General features: G+C 33.5%; 22 protein-coding genes and 1 pseudogene. 15 read left to right on the forward strand and 8 right to left on the reverse strand.

Going from position 1 to position 22,378, the window contains the following annotated elements; all coding sequences use genetic code 11:
* The first annotated feature begins 75 nt into the window (after window positions 1-75).
* Window positions 76-681 carry a PRK06770 family protein gene (locus tag ACLBXA_RS17685; RefSeq protein ID WP_000853597.1) on the forward strand — a complete coding sequence of 202 codons (606 nt, stop codon included), beginning with the start codon at window positions 76-78 and terminating at the stop codon, window positions 679-681.
* Window positions 682-751: 70 nt separating this feature from the next.
* On the opposite strand, the gene ACLBXA_RS17690 is transcribed toward ACLBXA_RS17685, so the two are convergent.
* Window positions 752-1,618, reverse strand: coding sequence for a LysR family transcriptional regulator (locus ACLBXA_RS17690; protein WP_000425889.1), 867 nt, complete (start codon window positions 1,616-1,618; stop codon window positions 752-754).
* Window positions 1,619-1,747: 129 nt separating this feature from the next.
* Here ACLBXA_RS17690 and ACLBXA_RS17695 point away from each other — a divergent pair, with 129 nt between their 5' ends.
* The 3 genes and pseudogenes from ACLBXA_RS17695 to ACLBXA_RS17705 all read left to right on the forward strand — a co-directional run bounded on the left by ACLBXA_RS17695 (window position 1,748) and on the right by ACLBXA_RS17705 (window position 3,267).
* The gene (locus tag ACLBXA_RS17695; protein ID WP_000591706.1) at window positions 1,748-2,791 is read left to right on the forward strand and encodes an aspartate-semialdehyde dehydrogenase; all 1,044 of its coding nucleotides are present in this window, start codon (window positions 1,748-1,750) and stop codon (window positions 2,789-2,791) included.
* Between the two features lie 44 nt (window positions 2,792-2,835).
* Window positions 2,836-2,952: pseudogene (locus tag ACLBXA_RS17700) on the forward strand (C45 family autoproteolytic acyltransferase/hydolase); the annotation flags it as partial.
* 51 nt (window positions 2,953-3,003) lie between these two features.
* The gene (locus ACLBXA_RS17705) at window positions 3,004-3,267 is read left to right on the forward strand and encodes a hypothetical protein (RefSeq protein ID WP_000921855.1); all 264 of its coding nucleotides are present in this window, start codon (window positions 3,004-3,006) and stop codon (window positions 3,265-3,267) included.
* Between the two features lie 95 nt (window positions 3,268-3,362).
* Here the strand turns inward: ACLBXA_RS17705 and ACLBXA_RS17710 are convergent, their stop codons facing one another.
* Entirely contained in the window at window positions 3,363-4,265 is a 903-nt protein-coding gene (locus ACLBXA_RS17710; RefSeq protein WP_000623400.1) for a LysR family transcriptional regulator, read from the reverse strand.
* Between the two features lie 156 nt (window positions 4,266-4,421).
* On the opposite strand from ACLBXA_RS17710, the gene ACLBXA_RS17715 reads away from it, so the two are divergent.
* From ACLBXA_RS17715 to ACLBXA_RS17735, 5 genes are all read left to right on the forward strand, one after another.
* Window positions 4,422-5,111 carry an MOSC domain-containing protein gene (locus ACLBXA_RS17715; RefSeq protein ID WP_001263005.1) on the forward strand — a complete coding sequence of 230 codons (690 nt, stop codon included), beginning with the start codon at window positions 4,422-4,424 and terminating at the stop codon, window positions 5,109-5,111.
* 258 nt (window positions 5,112-5,369) lie between these two features.
* The gene (locus ACLBXA_RS17720) at window positions 5,370-6,254 is read left to right on the forward strand and encodes a GNAT family N-acetyltransferase (protein ID WP_000528682.1); all 885 of its coding nucleotides are present in this window, start codon (window positions 5,370-5,372) and stop codon (window positions 6,252-6,254) included.
* A 12-nt stretch (window positions 6,255-6,266) separates the two neighbouring features.
* Window positions 6,267-6,866: a DUF1349 domain-containing protein gene (locus ACLBXA_RS17725; RefSeq protein WP_044783932.1), complete on the forward strand. Its 600-nt coding sequence runs from the start codon at window positions 6,267-6,269 to the stop codon at window positions 6,864-6,866.
* Between the two features lie 221 nt (window positions 6,867-7,087).
* Window positions 7,088-8,842 carry an ABC transporter ATP-binding protein gene (locus tag ACLBXA_RS17730; RefSeq protein ID WP_000834778.1) on the forward strand — a complete coding sequence of 585 codons (1,755 nt, stop codon included), beginning with the start codon at window positions 7,088-7,090 and terminating at the stop codon, window positions 8,840-8,842.
* Window positions 8,835-10,631 (forward strand): ABC transporter ATP-binding protein, encoded by a 1,797-nt coding sequence (locus ACLBXA_RS17735; RefSeq protein WP_086391118.1) that lies wholly within the window; start codon window positions 8,835-8,837, stop codon window positions 10,629-10,631. The genes ACLBXA_RS17730 and ACLBXA_RS17735 overlap by 8 nt, the downstream gene beginning before the upstream one ends.
* 660 nt (window positions 10,632-11,291) lie before the next feature.
* Here the strand turns inward: ACLBXA_RS17735 and exsF are convergent.
* From exsF to ACLBXA_RS17755, 4 genes are all read right to left on the reverse strand, one after another.
* A complete protein-coding gene (gene exsF / locus ACLBXA_RS17740) occupies window positions 11,292-11,795 on the reverse strand; it encodes an exosporium protein ExsF (RefSeq protein ID WP_001257874.1) in 504 nt (167 codons plus the stop codon).
* Window positions 11,796-12,172: 377 nt separating this feature from the next.
* Complete coding sequence (locus ACLBXA_RS17745) at window positions 12,173-12,457, reverse strand: DUF4183 domain-containing protein (RefSeq protein ID WP_001123247.1); 285 nt, start codon at window positions 12,455-12,457, stop codon at window positions 12,173-12,175.
* Between the two features lie 225 nt (window positions 12,458-12,682).
* Window positions 12,683-12,955: a hypothetical protein gene (locus ACLBXA_RS17750; RefSeq protein ID WP_000774122.1), complete on the reverse strand. Its 273-nt coding sequence runs from the start codon at window positions 12,953-12,955 to the stop codon at window positions 12,683-12,685.
* A gap of 338 nt (window positions 12,956-13,293) precedes the next feature.
* On the reverse strand, window positions 13,294-13,878 hold the full coding sequence (locus tag ACLBXA_RS17755; protein WP_001121279.1) for a LysE family translocator: 585 nt from the start codon (window positions 13,876-13,878) through the stop codon (window positions 13,294-13,296).
* A gap of 114 nt (window positions 13,879-13,992) precedes the next feature.
* Between ACLBXA_RS17755 and ACLBXA_RS17760 the strand changes: the two genes are divergently transcribed.
* Entirely contained in the window at window positions 13,993-14,550 is a 558-nt protein-coding gene (locus ACLBXA_RS17760; RefSeq protein WP_000391292.1) for a helix-turn-helix domain-containing protein, read from the forward strand.
* Between the two features lie 364 nt (window positions 14,551-14,914).
* On the opposite strand, the gene ACLBXA_RS17765 is transcribed toward ACLBXA_RS17760, so the two are convergent.
* Complete coding sequence (locus ACLBXA_RS17765) at window positions 14,915-15,493, reverse strand: BclA C-terminal domain-containing protein (protein WP_002162809.1); 579 nt, start codon at window positions 15,491-15,493, stop codon at window positions 14,915-14,917.
* Window positions 15,494-15,708: 215 nt separating this feature from the next.
* Here ACLBXA_RS17765 and ACLBXA_RS17770 point away from each other — a divergent pair, with 215 nt between their 5' ends.
* Together ACLBXA_RS17770 and ACLBXA_RS17775 are read left to right on the forward strand one after the other, a co-directional pair.
* Window positions 15,709-16,530: a DUF4183 domain-containing protein gene (locus tag ACLBXA_RS17770; RefSeq protein ID WP_447617348.1), complete on the forward strand. Its 822-nt coding sequence runs from the start codon at window positions 15,709-15,711 to the stop codon at window positions 16,528-16,530.
* A 559-nt stretch (window positions 16,531-17,089) separates the two neighbouring features.
* The gene (locus ACLBXA_RS17775; protein WP_447617349.1) at window positions 17,090-18,388 is read left to right on the forward strand and encodes an exosporium glycoprotein BclB-related protein; all 1,299 of its coding nucleotides are present in this window, start codon (window positions 17,090-17,092) and stop codon (window positions 18,386-18,388) included.
* 561 nt (window positions 18,389-18,949) lie between these two features.
* Here ACLBXA_RS17775 and ACLBXA_RS17780 read toward each other — a convergent pair.
* Window positions 18,950-19,582 (reverse strand): cupin domain-containing protein, encoded by a 633-nt coding sequence (locus ACLBXA_RS17780; protein ID WP_000126310.1) that lies wholly within the window; start codon window positions 19,580-19,582, stop codon window positions 18,950-18,952.
* Between the two features lie 229 nt (window positions 19,583-19,811).
* Between ACLBXA_RS17780 and ACLBXA_RS17785 the strand changes: the two genes are divergently transcribed.
* The 3 genes from ACLBXA_RS17785 to ACLBXA_RS17795 all read left to right on the forward strand — a co-directional run bounded on the left by ACLBXA_RS17785 (window position 19,812) and on the right by ACLBXA_RS17795 (window position 22,368).
* Complete coding sequence (locus tag ACLBXA_RS17785) at window positions 19,812-20,117, forward strand: luciferase domain-containing protein (RefSeq protein WP_000010327.1); 306 nt, start codon at window positions 19,812-19,814, stop codon at window positions 20,115-20,117.
* A 93-nt stretch (window positions 20,118-20,210) separates the two neighbouring features.
* Window positions 20,211-21,521: a phytoene desaturase family protein gene (locus ACLBXA_RS17790; protein ID WP_001091192.1), complete on the forward strand. Its 1,311-nt coding sequence runs from the start codon at window positions 20,211-20,213 to the stop codon at window positions 21,519-21,521.
* Window positions 21,499-22,368: a sigma-70 family RNA polymerase sigma factor gene (locus tag ACLBXA_RS17795; protein WP_144514109.1), complete on the forward strand. Its 870-nt coding sequence runs from the start codon at window positions 21,499-21,501 to the stop codon at window positions 22,366-22,368. Before ACLBXA_RS17790 ends, ACLBXA_RS17795 begins: the two co-directional genes overlap by 23 nt.
* Window positions 22,369-22,378 lie beyond the last annotated feature (10 nt).

Raw genomic sequence — 22,378 nt, forward strand, 5'->3', positions numbered from 1 at the left:
TGAATGAAGGAACAGTTTTTATATAAGAAGTAATTAGGTAGTAAGAACAGAGATATTTGGGAGGAAACAAGCGCGATGAAAACACTATTTAAAATAATAGGTATTCTAGCTGGTATGGCGGTAATTGGAGTAGGTTTAACATATGGTATGCTGTATTATTTAAATAATAGTAAACCAGCTGCGAAAAAGGCATCACCAGCTGCTCCAGCAGTAGAAGTATTAGCTGATAGTAATGTAAAAGCAGAAGATGCAAAGCTTTTAGAAAATGGCAATTATTCATTGCCGAATAGTGGTTTTAATAAAAATTTTAAATGGACAGATGAGAACATACAGACAGCATTACATGAAATGGCACATCAAAAAGCGAAAGCTGATCAAAAGTGGGGCTATATTTTTATTACACAAGAGCGGATTGAAAGCTTAATTGATATTGTAAAGAGTAATGATCTTGTACAGGGAAGTACATATGTAGAAATTTTAGAACGATGGAAACAAGGAAAATATGAAAAAGTTGATGCAGATCACAATAAGATTTGGAAATTACAAAGCGGGAATTTAGGAGAAGGAAAAGGAGTAATGTCGGAAGCTGAGCAAAAAGAATTAATTAATCAAGTGTTTATGAACAAAGGTACATATTCAGGTAGTAAATTAATTGCAGGCGGGGGACAGACTAATAAATAGTATACTAATTAATGAAAAAGAGTAATTGCTTATTAGGCAATTACTCTTTTTATATGTACGTCTTAATATTTTAGTCTCGTTCAAGTAAGGAAAGAAACGACTGTAATACCGGGGAAATCCATCTGGATTTATGATAGATTACATGACTTTGAATAATGGTTGGAGTTTCGATAGGCTGAAAACATAGTTGTTCTTTTTGGCAACTTTCTTGTACAACGATATAAGGAAGAATTGAAATGCCTAATTCACACATAACGGATTGTTTAATGACTTCAACATTGGAAGTTTCAAATGTTTTAGCTGGAATATTTCCACTTTGACGTAAAAAACGATCTACCATTGGCCTATAGCCGCAGCTTTGTTCTGTAAAAATGAACTGGGTGTCCTGTAATAACTGGAATGGATTTGCGTGTGCAGCGGAATAAGCTGGTAAAATCCATCCAAATGTTTCATTACTAAAAGTACGCGTAATAAAATCATTATGTTCTATACTTTCTCCAATTATGAAGACAACGTCTGTTTCTCCTTCACGTAATTTTTGTAATGCTTGTTCATTTGTGTTTGTTTCAAGTACGATATTTACTTTCGGATTTTTCTGTTTGTAAGTACGTAATAATTGTGGTAATCGGTATACCGCTAATGATTCATTAGATGTAATACTTAATGTACCTTCTAAATAATCTGTATTTTGGGGGATTTCTTGCGCTTTTTCATATATTGCAAGTAATTCTAATGCATAAGGATGAAATTGATGACCTGCTTTTGTAAGTAGCACTTTTTTCCCTAACCGATCGAAAAGAGGAATATGTAAATCGTTCTCTAAAGCTTTCATATGTGCTGTAACAGTAGATTGCGCATAACCTAGCGCATGAGCAGCTTTAGAAAAATTACCATACTTCACAATGGCGCAAAATGTTTTAACATGTCTCATTTCCATAAGCGATCCCTCTTTTATTATCATGATTTGTGAATGATTATATCATGTATTTTAATTTTCCAAATGATTAAATTCCGTATAAAATAAAATTGTGGAAATATTCATTCAAGTGATATTGGAGGAGAAAAGATGATCAAAAAGGGCTATCATGTAGCTGTTGTTGGGGCTACAGGTGCGGTAGGGCAAAAAATTATTGAACTGTTAGAGAATGAAATGAAGTTTAATATAGTTGAAGTTACATTGCTTTCATCAAAACGATCCGCCGGTAAGAAAGTAAGATTCAAAGGACGAGAGATAATTATACAAGAGGCAAAAACAACTAGCTTTGAAGGTGTAGATATTGCCTTTTTTAGTGCTGGGGGAGAAGTATCTAGACAATTTGTAACTCATGCAGTTTCTAGTGGTGCGATTGTAATTGATAACACAAGTGAGTACCGAATGGCACAAGGTGTACCGCTCGTTGTTCCGGAAGTGAATGCGCATACTTTAGAGCGGCATAAAGGTATTATTGCAGTTCCAAATTGTTCAGCATTACAGATGGTAACTGCACTTCAGCCGATTCGAAAATCATTCGGTTTAGAAAGAATTATCGTTTCAACATATCAAGCTGTATCGGGTTCTGGCATTCATGCGATTCATGAATTACAAGAGCAGGCTAAGTCTATGCTTGCTGGTAAAGAAGTGAAAAGTGATATATTACCGGCGAAAAAAGATAAAAAACATTATCCAATAGCGTTTAATGTACTGCCTCAAGTAGATATATTTACAGACAATGATTTTACTTTTGAAGAAGTAAAGATGATTCAAGAAACGAAGAAAATATTAGAAGATGAAAACTTGAAAATGGCAGCTACTTGTGTACGTGTTCCAGTCGTATCAGGGCATTCAGAATCGGTTTATATAGAACTGGAAAAAGAAGCAACCGTTGCGGAAATTAAGGAAGTATTAATGGATGCACCAGGTGTTATTTTGCAGGATAACCCTAGTGAACAGCTGTATCCAATGCCATTATATGCAGAAGGGAAAATAGATACATTTGTCGGAAGAATACGTAAAGATCCTGATACGCCAAACGGATTCCACCTCTGGATTGTTTCCGATAATTTATTGAAAGGTGCGGCTTGGAATTCAGTTCAAATCGCAGAGACTTTAGTGGAAAAGGGGATACTTTAATATAGTTTGAAAAATTGGGGAATCGTTAATGATTTCCAGGTTTGTACTCATTGAAAGTTGGAGGAAGTATGCCGTTTTCTGAGGTGAATGTGAACTTTAAAAATAAAACTTATACTGACTTTTGGAGGGAAGATAAGAATAAATTGATGCCTAAAAGATAAATGGGATAAGATGGTAATATAAAGAGTGCATATACACTGGAGGGATTACCAATGCTAAAAGTTATGTTACCATTTGTTCTTATCTTTTTTCTTGTTATTGCGATGTATATTGCTTATCAAAAGAGAAAAAAATCCGAGATAAAAGGATTGAAAAGTGCGCTAACTTCTATTTGTTTCTTTTCACTCGCAATATTAAATATGTTTGCATATTGGTTTCATTTTGGCGGTGTTTTTACTTGGTTATTTTCAATTGTATTATTGCTAGTTGGTGCATATTTTACAAAATATATTCCAATATCTAAAAAGGTACATTAAAATTTATAAGAGTTTACATGCAATGTTTACTTTTTTGAAAAGAGATTATTCTACTAGATCGTTGTGAAACGATTTCATAGGACAATCTCTTTTGTTTAGTTTTGGAAAGAACGTACTGTGATTTGTAGTTGCTCAATAAATTCTCGAGTGGCAGCACACATATATTTATCTTTTCTATAAATAAGCCCTATTTCAATTATTGGAGTAGGGTTTTCTATTTTAATAGCTTGAATGTTTTTATTTTGTAAAAAGTCTATATATGGTTGTGGTAACACTGTAATTCCCATTCCTTTAGAAACCATTTGGATTAAAGATTCCATCGTACTAATTTCTAAAATTGGTCTTGGTCTAAAGTTGAATTTTTGACAATGAGATGTAATTAGTTCGGTTAAAAAGAAATTTTTAGGTAAAAGAATTAAAGGGTAGTTCTGTAGTTCAGTAATAGATACATGATTACGTTTAGCTAATCGATGACCAGTTGGCACGACCAATGTAAGGTCGCTTTTGTATAGAGGGATGGAGATAATTTCTTTATCTTGCACCGGGAGAAATGTAATGCCGATATCTAGTTCGTTTTGTAATAATTTTTCACGAATATCTCCTGTACGAAGCCCTAATACAGAAAGCTCTATATTGGGATATAAATTATTGAAATTTAAAATAGCTGGTGGTAGTAAATAATTTACGACGGTTAACAAAGCCCCTATTGTTAAGGAACCTTGCTGTAATCCGTTTAGGTCTTGAAGGGCTGAACGAGCTTGTTCGACTTCATGAAAAATGGTTTTACAATGTGATAATAAAATCTTCCCTGCTTCAGTTAAAGATATTTTTTTACCAATTCGATCGAAAAGTGGCATTCCTACTTCATGCTCTAATGCACGTATTTGTTGACTTAGTGAAGGCTGTGAAATATTTAATTTCTCAGCTGCTTTTGTGAAATGTAATTCTTTTGAAACAGCTAAAAAGTATTCAAGTTGTCGTAATTCGATTGAAATCACCTCAAGTATAATAATAGGTTATACCTATCATTATTATATAAATAATTGAATTGAACAATGATTTTAGAGGTTTTATAATCATCTTTATATAGCAGAGAGGGTTGTAAAAATTAATCGAGAGAAAATACATGTAACACCTTTAAAGGAGGAAATAGAATGGCTAATGAATATCGATTATTATCTTTAAATATAGGATTACCAAAAGAGGTTACATACGGCGGAAAAGTAATTCATACAGGCATAAATAAGAAACAAGTAAAGGAACCGGTATATTTATCCTTTGTAAAGTTTAATGGAGATGGACAGGCGGACTTAGTTCATCATGGAGGAGTAGATAAAGCAGTTTGTGTTTATACTGGTGATCACTATCCATACTGGGAACAAGAATTGAATCAAGATCTTGTATATGGGGCTTTTGGAGAAAATATAACAGTTAGTGGTATGCGCGAAGAGGATGTTTGTATTGGTGATACGTTTGAGCTAGGACAGGCAATCGTACAGGTAACACAACCAAGGCAACCTTGTTTTAAATTAGCAAAAAAATATAATATTCCAAAGTTACCACTATATTTTCAAGAAACAGGATATACAGGATTCTATTTTCGCGTATTAAAAGAAGGATGGGTATCATCAGTCGATACATTAAAAAGACTACAGTCTGATCCAAAAGGTGTTTCAGTAGCGTTTGCTAACCGTATCATGCACAAGGAAAAACAAAATATTGAAGGGATAAAAAGGATATTAGAAGTAAATGCACTTTCAAGTAGTTGGAGAAAGTCTTTTGAAAAGCGTATAAGTGGAGAAGAAATTAATACGAAGGAAAGACTTGAAGGGATAAAAGACTAAAAATATTTTATTATAAATAGTGTATTTCTATTAGTAAAAGCTAATTAGAAAGCGCTATTTTTATATAATAAACTAATTAATATCCAAAAATCTTAATATTGTTTTATTCGACTTATTTTCAAATAGTCAAAACATAAAATTAATTAGACTTTTTTTTTATGTTTTATGATAGTATATTGATTGGTAAGACCTCTATTTTTAAGAGTAGGTCATATAAGTATATCTAATTTAATGGAATTTAACATTTGGAGGTACAACATGGGGAATGTTGAAAAAATGGCAAGTCTTCTAATAGAAGAACCGAAAAGAGAGCAGTTATTTCCTTTATTTGAAGAAGTGTTTGAAATTACAACTCAAACATTGAATGATTTTTCGGATAAAGGGTATTGGGATGATACATATAAAGCTTTATCATTTTTACAAGAAGATAAAGTGATTGCAAATGTTGCGGCATTTTCACTCCCATTATTAATTAATGGAGAAAAAATAAATGCGGCGGGTATTCAATCAGTAATGACACATCCTAATTTCCGTAGACAAGGGCTAATGAAACAATTAATGGGTAAAATGATAGAAGAAATCGATAAGAAATGTGAATGTACATTATTGTTTACGGAAAAACCTGAACTATATACAGCGTTTGGATTTAAAGTTGTGCAGGAATATTTGATGACTATACCATACGATAAAAACAATAATAACGATTCACTACTTAAAAAATTAGATTACTATAATGTAGAGAATAGACAGTTAATACATGAAACTATTGATAGTGGCCAAAGACTTTCAAATAATTTTTCAACTTTAAATTTCCGTCCTTCATTTTATTTGAATATGTATGACTCGGAATGGAATGAGAAATTGTATTATTCAGAGAAACTAGATGCTTTAATCGTTTATGAAGTAGACAATGAAAAGTTGAAATTATTTGGAGTATTTGCGCCAGTACTTCCGGTTTTAGATGAAATATGTGGAGAAATCAATGAAAGGTTTACGGAAATCGAATTTTATTTTTCTCCAGATCAATTAGGGATTGAGGATGTACAGTTTACAGAATTACAGTCTAGTAAGTATTTAATGGTTCGAAGTGATAAAGAGTTAGATTTTAAAGGTTATAAATTCCCAGTATTAGCGGAGTTTTAAATGTCTATATAAATGCTTTATACATCGTATATACCAGAACGTATTGAGCAACTCACTATAATGAATGTACCTGAATACTATAAGATTAATGACAATCATGCGTTTATTGTCCGTTCGAAAGCAGAAACTGATTTTTGGCTTAAAACACATTATGGTTTTGAAGTAATGAATGGTCATGTATTTTATAATGAGATGATGACAGACTTTCAAGCTGAAGTTCAGTTACGTATGAATCCAAATTCAAAATTCGATCAAGCAGGTCTTTTTGTTATGATTTCGGAGAACTGTTGGCTAAAAACATCTTTAGAATATATCCCTGAAGGGCCATCTCACTTAGGTGCTGTCGTAACGAATAATGGATATTCTGACTGGTCAACGCAAGATTATCCAACTGAAGAAGCTAAGCAACAAATTCGTTTTCGAATTATTCGAAAACGTGGTGATTATACAATATATGTGAAAAAGAGCCATCAATGGGAACAAATAAGAATCACTCATTTAATGGAGGATATAGGGAATGAGCCTATTAAAATAGGTTTTTACACGTGTAGTCCTTCTAAAAATAAGGGATTTGAGACTGAGTTTTTAAATTTTACAATTGAAGAAATATAGATGAAAAACCGTATTCTTTTCAGTAAGAATGCGGTTTTTGTATTTACATAATATAAAGCACATTTATTGACCAGAAAGTCATTAATGCTTATCATTTAATAATGTTAAATATTAATTTACATAATATAATAGAAGTAATGAAGAAATTACAAAATATATCGCTTAAATAAGGAGGGATATGAATTATTCAGTGGTAATTTCATGGGAAAAGGAGATTATGTATGAAATCATTTCGTAAGTTATTACAGTATTTAAAACCATACATGTTCTTCGCTATTATTGGACCGCTATTTATGGTACTTGAGGTTGCGATGGACTTAATTCAACCGACTATTATGCAACATATCATTGATGTTGGGATTGCAAATCGGGATTTAAATTATGTAATAAAAATGGGGCTTCTTATGATAGGGGCAGCAGCACTCGGTTTAGTTGGAGGGCTTGGGTGTATGATGTATTCTACAAAAGCAGCTGTTAATTTCGCTACAGACATAAGAAAAGATGTGTTTGCGAAAATAGAAACATTTTCTAGTAATAATCGTGATTCATTTGGAACAGGTAAATTATTAACGATTGTGACGAATGATATCACTTCTATTCAATCGGCAATGACGATGACATTACGTGTTCTCGTTCGTGGCCCACTGTTATTTATCGGAAGTATAATTATTGTTTTTGTAACAGCGCGAGAGTTATTTCCAATATTACTTGTAGTTGTTCCAATTTTATTACTTGCAATTATTTTAATTGCAAGTAAAGCAAGTGGTACATTTAAAAAGGTGCAAGAGGCATTAGATAAAGTGAATACAAAGTTACAAGAAAATTTATCTGGTGTGCGTGTTATAAAAGCGTATGTAAGACAAAAATATGAAATCGCTCAATTTGGAAATGTAAATACAAATTTAACGAAGATAAATATTCGAGCTGTGCAACTTATTTCTTTAATGATGCCAATCATTATGCTAGTTGTAAGTGGCGGGATTGTTGCAACATTATGGATTGGTGGAGAAAAAGTATTCAGTGGAACACTTCAAGTAGGAGCGATTTTGGCATTTATTAATTACTTGAATATCATTTTAATGTCACTTATGTCGATTAGCATGGTATTTATTCAAATTGCGCGAGCTTTTCCATCTGCGGATCGTGTAAAGCAAGTGTTAAATACTGAAGTTGATATTATAAGCGAAGCGAATGCGATTGAACCTGAGAAAATCGAGGGGAATATAGAATTTAAAAATGTTAGTTATAGCTATACGAAAAATAATGAATATGTTTTAAAAGATATTTCGTTTAGCATACAAAAAGGTGAAAAAGTAGGGATTATTGGATCGACTGGAAGTGGTAAATCAACCTTAGCGAAACTGTTACCACGTCTATATGATGTGGATCAAGGTGAAATATGTATAGATGGAATAGATGTTAAAACATATGATTTGCAAAAACTCCGTGCTTCAATAGGCTTTGTACCTCAGAAGGCGTTATTGTTCTCAGGTAGTATAGAAGAGAATTTACGTTATGGTAAAGAAGATGCAACACACGATGAGCTGGAAGTAGCAACCGCATCAGCTTGTGCGACTGAGTTTATCAATAAGCTGGAAGAATCTTATCAATATAATTTAACACAAGGTGCAACAAATCTATCAGGTGGACAAAAACAACGTGTATCAATTGCAAGAGCACTTGTGAGAAAACCACCGATTCTAATATTAGATGATTCTACATCAGCAGTTGATGCGAAATCAGAGGCTACTATTCAAACAGCTTTAAAAACAAAATATAAAGGCACAACGACTTTATTAATTGCGTCCAAAATTTCTTCCATAATGGATGCGGATAAAATACTTGTATTAGATAATGGTGAATTAGTTGGTAATGGTACACATGAACAATTGTTAGAACAAAGTGAGGTTTATCAGGAAATTTATCTTTCCCAAGGTGGTAATTTGTATAAAGAAGGTGGGGAAGAACATGCGTAATTTTCAAGGACAATTTGCTAATAAAGGTAGAAGAAACACGCCAAAGATGGGAAAAGCTAAAAATGCTCAAGGAACTGTAATGCGGATATGGAATTATATGGGCTATCAAAAAGCTGCTCTTATGTTTGTTATATTTCTAGTAGTTGTTACTACATTACTTGGATTATTAGGTCCATATTTTATGGGAGTCATTATAGATCAATATATTGTACCGAAAGATTTAAGTGGTACAGCAAGAATGTGTATGTTACTTATCGCGATTTATGGTGTAACGGTACTTTTAACATGGTTACAAACGTTTGTCATGATTAACGTTGCATTAAAAACAATTCAAAAAATACGACAAGATATTTTTGAGAAAATCCAAACGCTTTCTTTACGGTTCTTTGATGTACGTTCTCAAGGTGATTTAATGAGCCGTGTGACAAATGATATAGATAATTTGAACCAAGCTTTGACACAAAGTGTTGTACAAATTATTTCATCAGCGTTAACTTTTATAGGTGTAACGATTGCGATGTTCGCCTTAAATTGGATTTTAGCAATTGTAACTTTAATTACAGTACCTATTATGTTTTACGTTACAAAAAAACTAGTTGCATATAGTGGTAAAAACTTTGCGAAGCGTCAAAAAGATTTAGGTGAATTAAATGGATTTATTGAGGAAGCAATTACAGGTGCGGATGTTACAACGTTGTACGGAAAAGAAAAAGAAACTGTACAAAATTTCAATAAAATTAATGAACAGCTAAGAGTTTCAGCTACGAAGGCTGATACATTTTCAGCTTTTATTTTTCCAAGTATGAACTTTATTAATAACTTAGGTATGGGGCTTGTCATTGGGACTGGATCAGTTATGGTCTTAAACGGAATGACAACAGTAGGTGTTATTGCGGCTTTTATTAATTATTCTCGTCAATTCTCAAGACCGTTAAGTCAATTTGCGACTTTAATGAATACAATTCAAGCAGCAGTTGCTGGTGGAGAACGTGTTTTTGAGATTATGGATGAGGTACCAGAAATTCAAAATAAAAAAGACGCATTTGTTGTACAAAATTTACAAGGGCATGTTGTACTTGAGAATGTTTCATTTGGCTACGCAGAAAATAAAACGATTTTAAAAGAAGTAAGTCTTAAAGCGCAGCCAGGAGAGACAATTGCTTTAGTTGGTCCGACTGGATCAGGGAAAACAACAATCATTAATTTGTTAACTCGTTTTTACGATATACAGCAAGGACAAATTCATATTGATGGAAAAGATATAAAAGATTATGATATTAATTCTTTACGAAGTAAAATAGGAGTAGTTTTACAGGATACGTATTTATTTGCAGGCTCGATTATGGATAATATCCGTTATGGACGCTTAGATGCTAGTGATGAAGAAGTCATCACTGCAGCTAAGGCAGCATCTGCACATTCTTTTATTAAGCATTTGCCAAATCAATATGAAACAGAAATTGCTTCAGAAGGATCGAATTTAAGTCAAGGACAAAAACAACTTCTTGCGATTGCACGAGCAATTTTAGCAGATGCAGATATATTAATTCTCGACGAAGCGACATCTAATATTGACACAAGAACAGAATTACAAATACAAGCAGGACTAAATAATTTAATGAGAGGTCGCACAAGTTTTGTGATCGCTCATCGACTTAAAACAATTGAAAAGGCAGATCAAATCCTTGTTATAAAAGATGGAAATATTTTAGAAAGAGGGAATCATGAATCTCTCATGGAAGATAAAGGATTCTATTTTGATTTGTATACGAGTCAGTTTAAAATATAGTAAAAGCATTGATATGTTGCGGTTTCTCTTGAGAGGAGAAACCGCATTTTTTTATATTTGAAAATATTATTATTCTAATGGTCTTTCACTACATATTTTAACAGCATCCTCCTGCATTCCAGGCAAAACATGTGAATAGCGATTTAATGTTATGAACATATCTTTATGACTGAAGTGTTCTAGATGTATACCTTGTTTCAAAAGTAGCGGAGCATGTGTATAACGTAAATCATAAAATCGAACTTTAAAAATTGGGATTTAAATAAAAAGAGCGCAGTATAGCGCTCTGAGACAAACTATATATTTAGAGAGAAATCAAGATAATATATGGATATTGTTTGAGAATGTTGTAGGTTTTAATTAAAAATAAAGCACACATATAAGTGTGCTTTTATGAACGCTTTAGATTTGTATGACTATATAGTCAACATACAATAAAATATGCTTGTTTAATATAAATGTGTGTCAAATCTATAAAAATATATTTTAGTGTGTATAAGGAACATTAAATGTTAGTTAGCCAAGTCTTTTGTTTTTATCCCGCTATTTGCCGGGCAGTAAGGCCCCCACCTCAAAATTCAGTGGAAGCAAAGAAGTTAGGTGAGGGCCGGGCTGCCCGTAAAAGTTCGATTGGTGAGGGCTGATTAAAGTTTCACTTTATTAACGAATTTGCGCAACTGTTAACGCTGCAGAACGAATATCTACTGTACCTATTACTTCAACGGGGACAATTTGAATTACATCACCAGGGTTTAAGTTAATTAGAATGACACCACTTGATACATCGACTTCACCAGTTCCGATAATATTAGAACGGACTGCGGTTCCGGATCCTGCAATAACATTAGTCGATGAATTTAATGTCAAGAAAAAGCGCGCTGCTTCCGGGGCTACCGGAACGTTATCAAGGCTAATTGTTAATGTATAGCTAATTTGATAAATACCAGCTATCTGAATTTTAATACCAGTTCCAGTACTAATTGTATCATTGATTACAGGGACAGTAATGTTAGGATTTGGGCCTGTACTAGGTAATAGTAGTGGTGTAAATAATGTTGCAAATTGAGGTGAAGTAGCATTGAAGGCAAAACCTAGGGCAGGTAGTGTACTAGGTGCTTGTGCTTCACAATTAAAATTAGCGAATTTACGAATTGATGAGCGCATATTTTCACTCCTTTCTTGTATTTAGATTGCGTGAGTATTAACTTCACGTTTTGGACAATCATAATACAATATATGAAAATTTATAGTAGATAGTGCACAAGCGTTACTATTACGGATAAAGCTATAAATAATATATGGAAAAAGCAGTTAGCTAAATTAGCTAACTGCTTAGTAGGTTCTCTAAGAGCAAATAGGAGAAGAATTATTGTGCCATATAAAAGGTCACTATAGATAAGTGCTCTTTTTGTGAGTGAGTATAAGTTCCTATCATTCTATCTAGTATATGCACTGTACTATATGTAGTTGCTACTAAAATTGATGTGAATTTTTAAAATTAGAGGTTTCTTTTAATGAAACCTCTAAAAAGATAAATCAAGTTACGTTATAGTAAATTCAATTGCAATAGGAGTGCCTCCATCTAGGACTGCTCCTCCTACAATAGTAGCAGCTGTAGTAGTCACACCAGTAATAGTATCACCTGTTTGAATAACACCATTAATATAAAGTGTTAAAAAGGCATAAGAAGCAGGGAATGTTGTTACAGCGCCAGTGTCATCAGTGAAGTCTGTGTTAGCAAAAGTTAAATCTGCTCCAGCAGCAGTTCCTGTTGCTGCTGTACTTACAAATCGTCTTCCAGCTATAAAAGGTTTAACGATAGGCATTTATATTCACCCCTTTTTGAGAATTAACTCAGACAAGTTTTTTGAAGGTTTTGTCCTGTATCGTATTCTATGCTGTGCTTCTACTAAGAGATACGGCTTGTATACTAGTAAATGAGTATAATTATTATGCGTTTTATAAGTTAGGTTCTTATCAGTAATTAAGTGATTAAGGTTGGATTTTGTATATGGTATGTTTAGGTTAAAAAAGAGCTCTTAATCAAATTATTATCTTAGTGTTGTAGGGAAACTGGCGGCCTCAGTGACAGATGGCAAAAATAATTTACGTGGTATTGTTATAAATTCAAGCGCAATTTGCTTTGGATAAATAAGTATTTGAGTTAAATCTAGAGCATGTATTAATAGTATCATGAAGCTTGTAAGAATTAAAAAACTACCCCAAAAGAAACTTTTTGAAGTGTTGCGGAAATCTTTTATTAAAGAAAAGAATGAAAAAAATGCGGTAACAATGAGAATTAAAAATTTATACTTATCAGCCATTGTGATCCTCCTAAAGAGCAGTAATTTATATTATACGGTATTTTTTCTTTATAATTATAAAAAGATTTTAAAATACCTATGTTGTAGACTTATTGTTTTCATTTTGCCTACAATCGTATAATACTAAAGCGAATAATGTTGAAGAACTTTATTAAGCTAGCGGCACACAACAAAATTAATATTATCTAGTGAGAAACATTCTAGTTTACTTCGTAGTCCCAATCCATAAATTGTGAAACTACGAAATAGATTATTAATAAAAACATTTTAAGATTATTATAATATTGATGTGATGTATACAGAAAAGAGGATAAAAAGCATCCAGAATGAGTTAATAGCTAGTGAATAACAATTGAAATAGCACTGAAAATCAATAAAACAGCCATAATGATGTTAAATAATTGATTATGTTTTAATAAAATTTTTTGGAACATGGAACCAAAAAGGCTCCAACTAAATGTACTCAGTAAACCAACTATACCTAGGAATAATGAGAAAAGTAGAAAAATTGAATATGAGTTGTAGTAAGGGAGTATAAAAGTAGAGACTACGGTGAGTCCAAATAATATTCCTTTTGGATTAACAAATTGAAGAAAAATACCCACTGTAAATAAGTTTTTATTATTTTTTTCATCGGGTTCTGCACTGCCTTTACTAGTGATTATTTTAAAGGCTAAATATAGCATATACGCGACACCTAAAATCTTTAAAGGCAATTCAATTATAGGTACAATATTAATTAATACAATATTAAAGAAACTACATAAAGAAGTGAGGATGAAAAAACCGAATGCTACTCCAAAGCAAAAGTTTATACTTCTCTTTAATCCGTGTTGATTTGCGTATGTCATAGCTAAGAAATTGTTAGGGCCAGGTGTGAAGCTGCTTATAAAAACAAATAACAAAAAAGAAAATATTGGCATTTTAAAACCCCCTAATTATTTTGTATGTTATAATGATCAAAAAGAACAATATAACGTGCGCTTTTTATTATACATAACGGACGTTATATTGTATACAATGTAGGAGTGTTTTTTATGGAAGAAATTCAACTTATTCTGGCAAAAAATTTAAAATCAATACGTGAAAAAGAAAAATTAAGTTTAGAAAAGGTCTCTCAATTAACAGGTGTAAGTAAAACGATGATTGGACAAATTGAAAGAGGAGATTCAAGCCCGACACTAACAACAATATGGAAAATTGCTAATGGTTTGAAAGTATCCTTTACCTCTTTAATTAATAATCCACAGCCTGATACGAAAGTGATTTTACGAAATGATGTTCAAGCATTGTCTGAAGACAATGGGAGATATAAAGTGTATCCCTCATTTCCTTTCCAAGATGATAGAAACTTCGAAATCTATACGGTTGAAATTGAAACAGAAGGGAATTTAAGTTCAGAAGCACATAAAGAGGGTACTGAGGAATTTATAACGGTATTTGAAGGGGAATTGAAAATTGATATAAATGATTGTCAATATACGTTAAATAATGGAGACTCAATTCGCTTTAAGGCGGATAGACCGCATACTTATACTAATTCAGGAAGAACATTAACTCGGTTAAGTATGACTATTTATTATCCAGCTTTATAAGCTGGCAATAATATAAAGAGTAAAAGTAAATGTGTATTGTTAAAACCATCTATAAGAGATGGTTTTATTTTTTTGAATAAAAAAAGACACTCAATTGAGTGTCAATATAGTATTGCTCTCGCGTATAGGATTGGAGATGTTTCTCAAATACATATTGAGATGGTCTGTAAAGGAGAAACAATCTTCATCTTTAATGTAACATCGACTTGGGGGAAGTGTAAATTGATAATATATATACGGAAAATTTAGTATAGATGTTTTCTACTATGGATATAGTATAATTTGTTTTTATTACTTAATCACTATAGTAACATTTACTAAGTGAGTATTTAGATTTTTTATTATAAAAAGAATGAATCATTTTTTAATCAATTCGTATAATTGTAAGAGAGGCACCTGTTGATCCGCCTCCAACTAAATTCACGACGGATAATATACCAAATAATTGTAGTGAAATTGTATTACCAGCATTTAAATTAGTAATTAAATTATTACTATAATTTGAAGTTGATAACGCGGGAGAAAAAATAGAGCCAGGAATTGGCGTAGAAGCGTTTAATAGTAGTCTTGTTCCAGCAAGTAGAGAGGTTGTCGTATTAACTTGATAGGTTAAATGATATCTTCCAGTTACAGGAATTGTAAATATATCGTTTGAGGCGTTAACTGTAAAATTACCGAGGCTTTGGTTATTAGAAAGAGGAATATTAGTGCCACCTAATATCACAGAGATGGGACCACCTAATGTATTATTAGCGAACATAGAGTTTGTTGTAACGATTAAACCAGTACTTCCGGTAGGCCCAGTACTTCCGGTAGGTCCAGTACTTCCGGTAGGCCCAGTATTTCCGGTAGGCCCAGTAAGCCTGTAAGGGAAAATAATGTCAAGGGCCATTGACATTATTTCTTTTTTTCTAATTTCATTATTATCTTGAATATAAATCACCTCATCTTTTTAAATAAGAATGTTATAGATTTAGTACTTTTTAAATAGAATGATTTATTTATTATATTAATTAAAGCGGTTATAGCAACGGTAAAATGTTTAATATATGTAATAATTCTTTGGGAAGAAAAAGAGAATAGTTATAAAGTCATTCTTGAATAATAGGATCATAATGATGTGTATGAATTAAAAAACATGTGGAATGAGGTATTAAATTGAAACGCAATGACAATTTATCATTGAATAAGGGGATGATAGGGCCAGAAAATATTGGACCTACATTTCCGATTCTTCCACCAATTTATATTCCAACAGGAGAAACAGGTCCGACCGGAATAACGGGAGCAACCGGAGAAACGGGACCGACCGGAATAACGGGACCGACCGGAATAACGGGATCGACCGGAATAACGGGAGCAACCGGAGAAACGGGATCGACCGGAATAACGGGAGCAACCGGAGAAACGGGATCGACCGGAATAACGGGACCGATCGGAATAACGGGAGCAACCGGAGAAACGGGACCAATCGGAATAACGGGAGCAACCGGAGAAACGGGACCGACCGGAATAACAGGTTCAACGGGAGTAACGGGACTGACCGGAGTAACCGGGCTAACCGGAGAAACGGGACCAATCGGAATAACGGGACCGACCGGAGCAACAGGACCAACAGGACCAACAGGAGTAACCGGACCAACCGGAATAACGGGACCAACTGGAATAACAGGACCAACGGGAGTAACTGGAGCAACAGGTCCTACTGGGGGTATTGTCCCTATAACAACAACCAATTTGTTATATTACACTTTTGCAGATGGAGAGAAACTTATATATACAGATACTGACGGGATACCTCAATATGGTACAACAAATATTTTGTCTCCTAGTGAAGTTTCTTATATTAATTTGTTTGTTAACGGAATACTGCAGCCACAACCATTATATGAAGTGAGTACTGGTAAATTAACTTTATTGGATACGCAACCACCATCGCAAGGATCTTCAATTATATTACAATTTATCATTATTAATTAAAAGGACAGATCCTTAATGAAAAGGAATCTGTCCTTTTTGTTTCATATTTAAATAGTTAAAATTAAGTGAAGGTACATTCAATTTCTAGATGTTATAAATGGTTGAATGATAGGAAATTTACTTTCAATCCTTTTCATTGTGTATTGGAATAAAATATAGAATGAATTTTTCAATATATTATATGAGAGTTCTCTATGATACAAACGGCTTCATGTTTAAAAAGAGACCACAATTTTAGTAAAGAAATAATGTGAATTTATATGTAAAAAATGGCACCGTTAATTGTTGAGTATATTCAAATTAATATGTGTATTTGAACCTAAGAGATAAACGTGGAAAAATAAAATAAACTCTTAAGTTTAGGTATTTAATCTAAGCAGTCAATTATTAAAAACATATAATTAATATGTGAGTCATGAACATAATTAAATAGCGTTTGCAAGTTTAATTATATTTCATGTTTCCTATTTTAAGTCAATATATAACACATACTCTTTTACAACTTTATGATCCTTATAATAGGAAAAACTCAAATATAAAACAAGTAAGGAGGACATAAATGACAAGCAATAATTGTTTCGGTCATAACCACTGCAATAATCCGATTGTTTTCACTCCAGATTGCTGTAACAATCCACAGACAGTTCCAATTACTAGTGAGCAATTAGGTAGATTAATTACTTTACTAAACTCTTTAATAGCGGCTGTTGCAGCGTTTTTTGCAAATCCAAGTGATGCAAACAGATTAGCTTTACTCAATTTGTTTACTCAACTATTGAACTTACTAAATGAATTAGCACCTTCCCCAGAAGGGAATTTCTTAAAACAATTAATTCAAAGTATTATTAATTTACTACAGTCTCCTAACCCAAATCTAAGTCAATTACTTTCTTTATTACAACAATTCTACAGTGCTCTTGCACCATTTTTCTTTTCTTTAAAAATTGATCCGGCAAGTTTACAACTTTTATTAAACTTATTAACTCAATTAATTGGTGCAACTCCAGGAGGCGGCCCAACAGGTCCAACAGGTCCAACAGGTCCAGGAGGCGGAGCAACAGGAGCAACTGGTGCAACAGGAGCAACTGGTGCAACAGGTCCAACAGGAGCAACAGGTCCAACAGGAGCAGGAGCAACAGGAGCAACAGGCTTAACAGGAGCAACAGGCTTAACAGGAGCAACAGGTCCAACAGGTCCAACAGGCTTAACAGGAGCAACAGGAGCAACAGGCCCAACAGGAGCAACAGGCTTAACAGGAGCAACAGGTTTAACAGGAGCAACAGGCCCAACAGGAGCAACAGGCCCAACAGGAGCAACAGGCTTAACAGGAGCAACAGGTTTAACTGGAGCAACAGGTGCAACTGGTGGCGGAGCTATTATTCCATTTGCTTCAGGTACAACTCCATCTGCGTTAGTTAACGCGTTAATAGCTAATACAGGAACTCTTCTTGGATTTGGATTTAGTCAGCCTGGTGTAGCTTTAACTGGTGGAACAAGTATCACATTAGCATTAGGTATAGGTGATTATGCATTTGTAGCACCGCGCGCAGGAACTATTACGTCATTAGCAGGTTTCTTTAGTGCAACAGCTGCATTAGCTCCACTATCACCTGTTCAAGTGCAAATACAAATATTAACTGCACCTGCAGCAAGCAATACGTTTACAGTACAAGGCGCACCTCTATTATTAACACCAGCATTTGCCGCAATAGCGATTGGTTCTACAGCATCAGGAATCATAGCTGAAGCTATTCCAGTAGCGGCTGGGGATAAAATACTGTTATATGTTTCATTAACAGCAGCAAGTCCAATAGCTGCAGTTGCTGGATTTGTAAGTGCAGGTATTAATATCGTTTAATTTGTTACAACGTTTAGTAGGAAATTAAACAGAGGTTTGTATATAGTCCTTCCTAAATTTAGGAAGGACTATATTTTTTGGGGGAATAGGTAATAAATCAATTGAATAATCACTCTTTGTTAAGTTCGTATAAAAAGTATAATTTATCCTTTCCTATTTAAGGAATAAGTTATGTAACATAAAAAAATTCCGGTCAGCAAAAAAAGATGAATTCTTTTACAAAAGAATTCATCCATAAAATAAACTATTTATTTTTATTACAGTTACATCCTTTTTTCTTTACATAGCCTTGCTGAGTTAAGTCTCTTTGCGATTGGGAATTGGAAGATTGGGAATTGGAAGATTGAGAGGATGCTGAAGAGCTACTATTTTTATTATAAGAGTAGTTTTTTCGATAGTTATAATTACTCATAGTACTATCACCTCCAATTTAATATATAAATATTATATGTATGTATACTATCAATTGTTACTATTATTAATAGGAAGAGAAGATACAATAAAAAATCTCCTCGGTATTTTCCTAGGAGATAAATGATGATTATTTTGAAAATTTACAAATTAATAACCCCAGTACAGAGGAAAGTAATAAGAATCTTGGCGATAGGGATTAGGCTGTTGAGTAAGGGGGTGGATTGGATAATTTTTCATTTCACGGTTTTGATTGCAGTTTGCCGGAGGACCAATTACAGTAGTTGATTGAATAGGAGAAATCGCTTGTTTCCATTGTTGTTCATTGAGGCAGTAAGTATGGGCCATCATATGAGCCGGAGTTAATCTTAAAATGTCAGAACCGAAAATAACTTCTGGCGCTGGGGCATTGAAAATAGCTAATAAATGAGTATTATCTGCTGTAGCAATTTCATAATGCCACCACGCTTGTGGAATGTTGGCAACTTGCCCCGGTTTTATCGGTAAGTTTAATATTTGATTCGTAAATGGATTAAGTAAAGAAACAACAGCAGACCCTGAAATACAATAAACAAGTTCAGCTGCATTTTGATGAATATGTGGTTCTACAACATTTCCTGTACTTAAATAAATATCTAATAAAGAAGTATTTTCTAAAGTATTTAATTGTTTAATGCCAAGTACATTTATATAATTTTGGGCATCTTTCTGAAAAAAATTACTTTTATTTACATCATAAGTAAAATTAGTTGAGGGGGAGGTATAGTCGATGTTGGCAGTCAATTGTATTACCCGCCTTTCTATAGGTAAGTTAGGTTACAAAATTAGGATATGTGTCTAGTCTTTGTTTTGTGCTGTTGTCGATAACTTAATAAATTCACTTATTCCATAAAGAATAAGGTATTAAGATTAAACTATATTCGTATTCCCATTCATACTTTGGATTGATGGAAAAAAGTAATGCAAATGTTAACTTAAAATTACATCAATCATTTATAAGGAGTGAATGTTCATGTCATTTAGTGAAATGATTAGAAATGAAGTACTCAGCTGGGCGGGTGTTTCTGAAAAAACGCATCGATTTGGTGGTATTGAAATAAATTATGGCAAGAAAGAACTTGGCCATCTTCATGGTGATAAATTAGCTGATTTACCATTTCCGAAGTTAAAGCGAGATGAATTAGTGAAGCAGGGATTGGTAAAACCACATCACGTATTACCTGAATCAGGATGGATCAGTTATTATATAAAGAGTGAAGAGGATATTCCATTTGCAATTGAGTTATTTCGTATGCAATATGACCGAATTAAAAAGTAATGAAATAAAGTAGGATAATAAAAATTTATTTTTATGTCACATCCCTCCTTAATCGTTCGTCTTGTATGTAGAACGATAAGGAGGGATTTTATTATGAATACATTTGATATAGCAATTGTTGGCGGTGGGCTTGCTGGATTAACAGCATCTATATATTTAGCGAAAGCTGGAAGGAAAGTGATTGTATTAGAAAAGTCGAGTCAATTCGGTGGCCGAGGGATGACTATAAATAAAAATGGAATCTGCATGAATCTTGGTGCACATGCTTTATATAGAGGCGGGGCAGCGTTTATAACTTTTAATGAGCTCGGTATGAATCTTCCAGGTGGAATACCATCTACAAAAGCACATGGAATATGGAAAGGGGATATATTCACCATCCCAACAGATTTTCGCTCAATTTTATCAACACCACTACTTTCGTGGTCTGCAAAAGTACAATTCTCACGTCTTATGATTCGTTTAGGAAATTTAGATGTAGGAGAAATTCCAAAAGTGAGTCTAACTACATGGGCAGAAAATGAAATAAAAGATCCAATGGTTCGCAATATATTTTATGCGCTATGCCGGACGACAACATATACGTTTGCTCCTACAATACAATTAGCATCATCTGTACTAAAGCAAATACAGCTTTCTATAAAAGAAGGAGTGCTTTATGTAGATGGTGGTTGGGAAACGATAATAACAAAATTAAGAGCTATAGCGAACGATGCCGGCGTGCAATTTTTGGCTAAAAAGCATGTTTTGGAAATAGAGCATTACGAAGATAAACAAAGAATACATTGTGTTGATGATGAGGTTTTTGAAGTAGGTACAGTCATCGTGACGACTCCGCCGAAAGAAGCTTGTAAAATAATAAAAGGTGCAGAAGGAACAAGTTTGCATAGATGGAGTGAACAATCGGTACCGGTTACTGTTGCTGCATTAGATATTGGCTTGAGACAATTACCCAATCCTACACATCAATTTGTATTAGGATTAGATCAACCTATATTTTTCACAAATCAATCGAGAGCAGCTAAATTAAGTGAAGATGGATCAATTGCAGTGAGTCTAATTAAGTACCATAATCCTGTGCTAGCGATGAATCATATTCATGAAGATAAAGAACAGTTGGAAAGTACGATGGAGTTGTTACATCCAAATTGGAAAAGAGAAGTTGTTGCACAGCAATATTTACCGAAAATAACAGTAGTACATGATTTTCCTCATATTGACCGTGTTGAAAAACCGGGCCCAAATATACCTGAAATGCCAGGTATTTATGTTGCAGGAGATTGGGCAGGGCATGATGAAATATTAGCTGATGCTGCGGTAGCAAGCGGGAAACGTGCAGCGTTACACATTTTAAAGCAATATGAAAGTGAGGTAGTTCATCATGGAAACGGAGCAGTTATATGAAGCGTATCAACCATTATTATTTTCGTTAGCATACAGAATTCTTGGGAGCGTTATGGATGCTGAGGATATCGTTCAGGATGTATTTATCTCGCTAAATAATATAGAAGATCCTCAATCTATAGAAAATATGAAAGCATATTTATGTAAGATGGCGACAAATCGTTCAATTGATAAATTACGATCGGCAGCGCATAAACGTAACGTGTATGTAGGGATGTGGTTACCAGAGCCACTTGTAGAAGAGAGTGATGAGCCATCAAAGTCATTTATAATGAAAGAATCCCTTTCCACCGCATATTTATTACTTTTACAACAACTATCTGAGGTAGAAAGGATTGTTTTCATATTAAGAGAGGTTTTCAGTTATGAATACGAAGAAATAGCTTCAATTGTTGATAAGAGTAGTGTGAACTGCAGGAAGATCTTTCAACGTGCACGAAAAAGCATTTTGGAGAAACCGAAGCAATCAAAATTAAGCACCGAGAAAATGGCTTCTTATGTTGAAAAGTTTGTATCATCATTACAGTGTGGGGATGAGGAAGGTATGTTAGAAGTATTAAAAACAGATGCTATACTCAAAGCTGATGGTGGTGGTAAAGTTACGACTGCGATTAATCCGATTTATTCTGTGGATCGAATTATGCGCTTGTTCTTTGGGATTGCACAACGATTGACAGAAGAGTACACTGTTGATTTCAAAATGGTAAATGGTATGCCAGGAGTTATAGTTACAATAAATAATAAAGTAACGTATGTTCTTTCGTTTGCATTTGAGGATGAGAAAATTTCAAATATTTATATGATGGTTAATCCTGAAAAACTTATGCATTTAAATGTAAAAATATAAAAAAGCGCAT

This window comes from Bacillus sp. D48C (assembly GCF_053345735.1).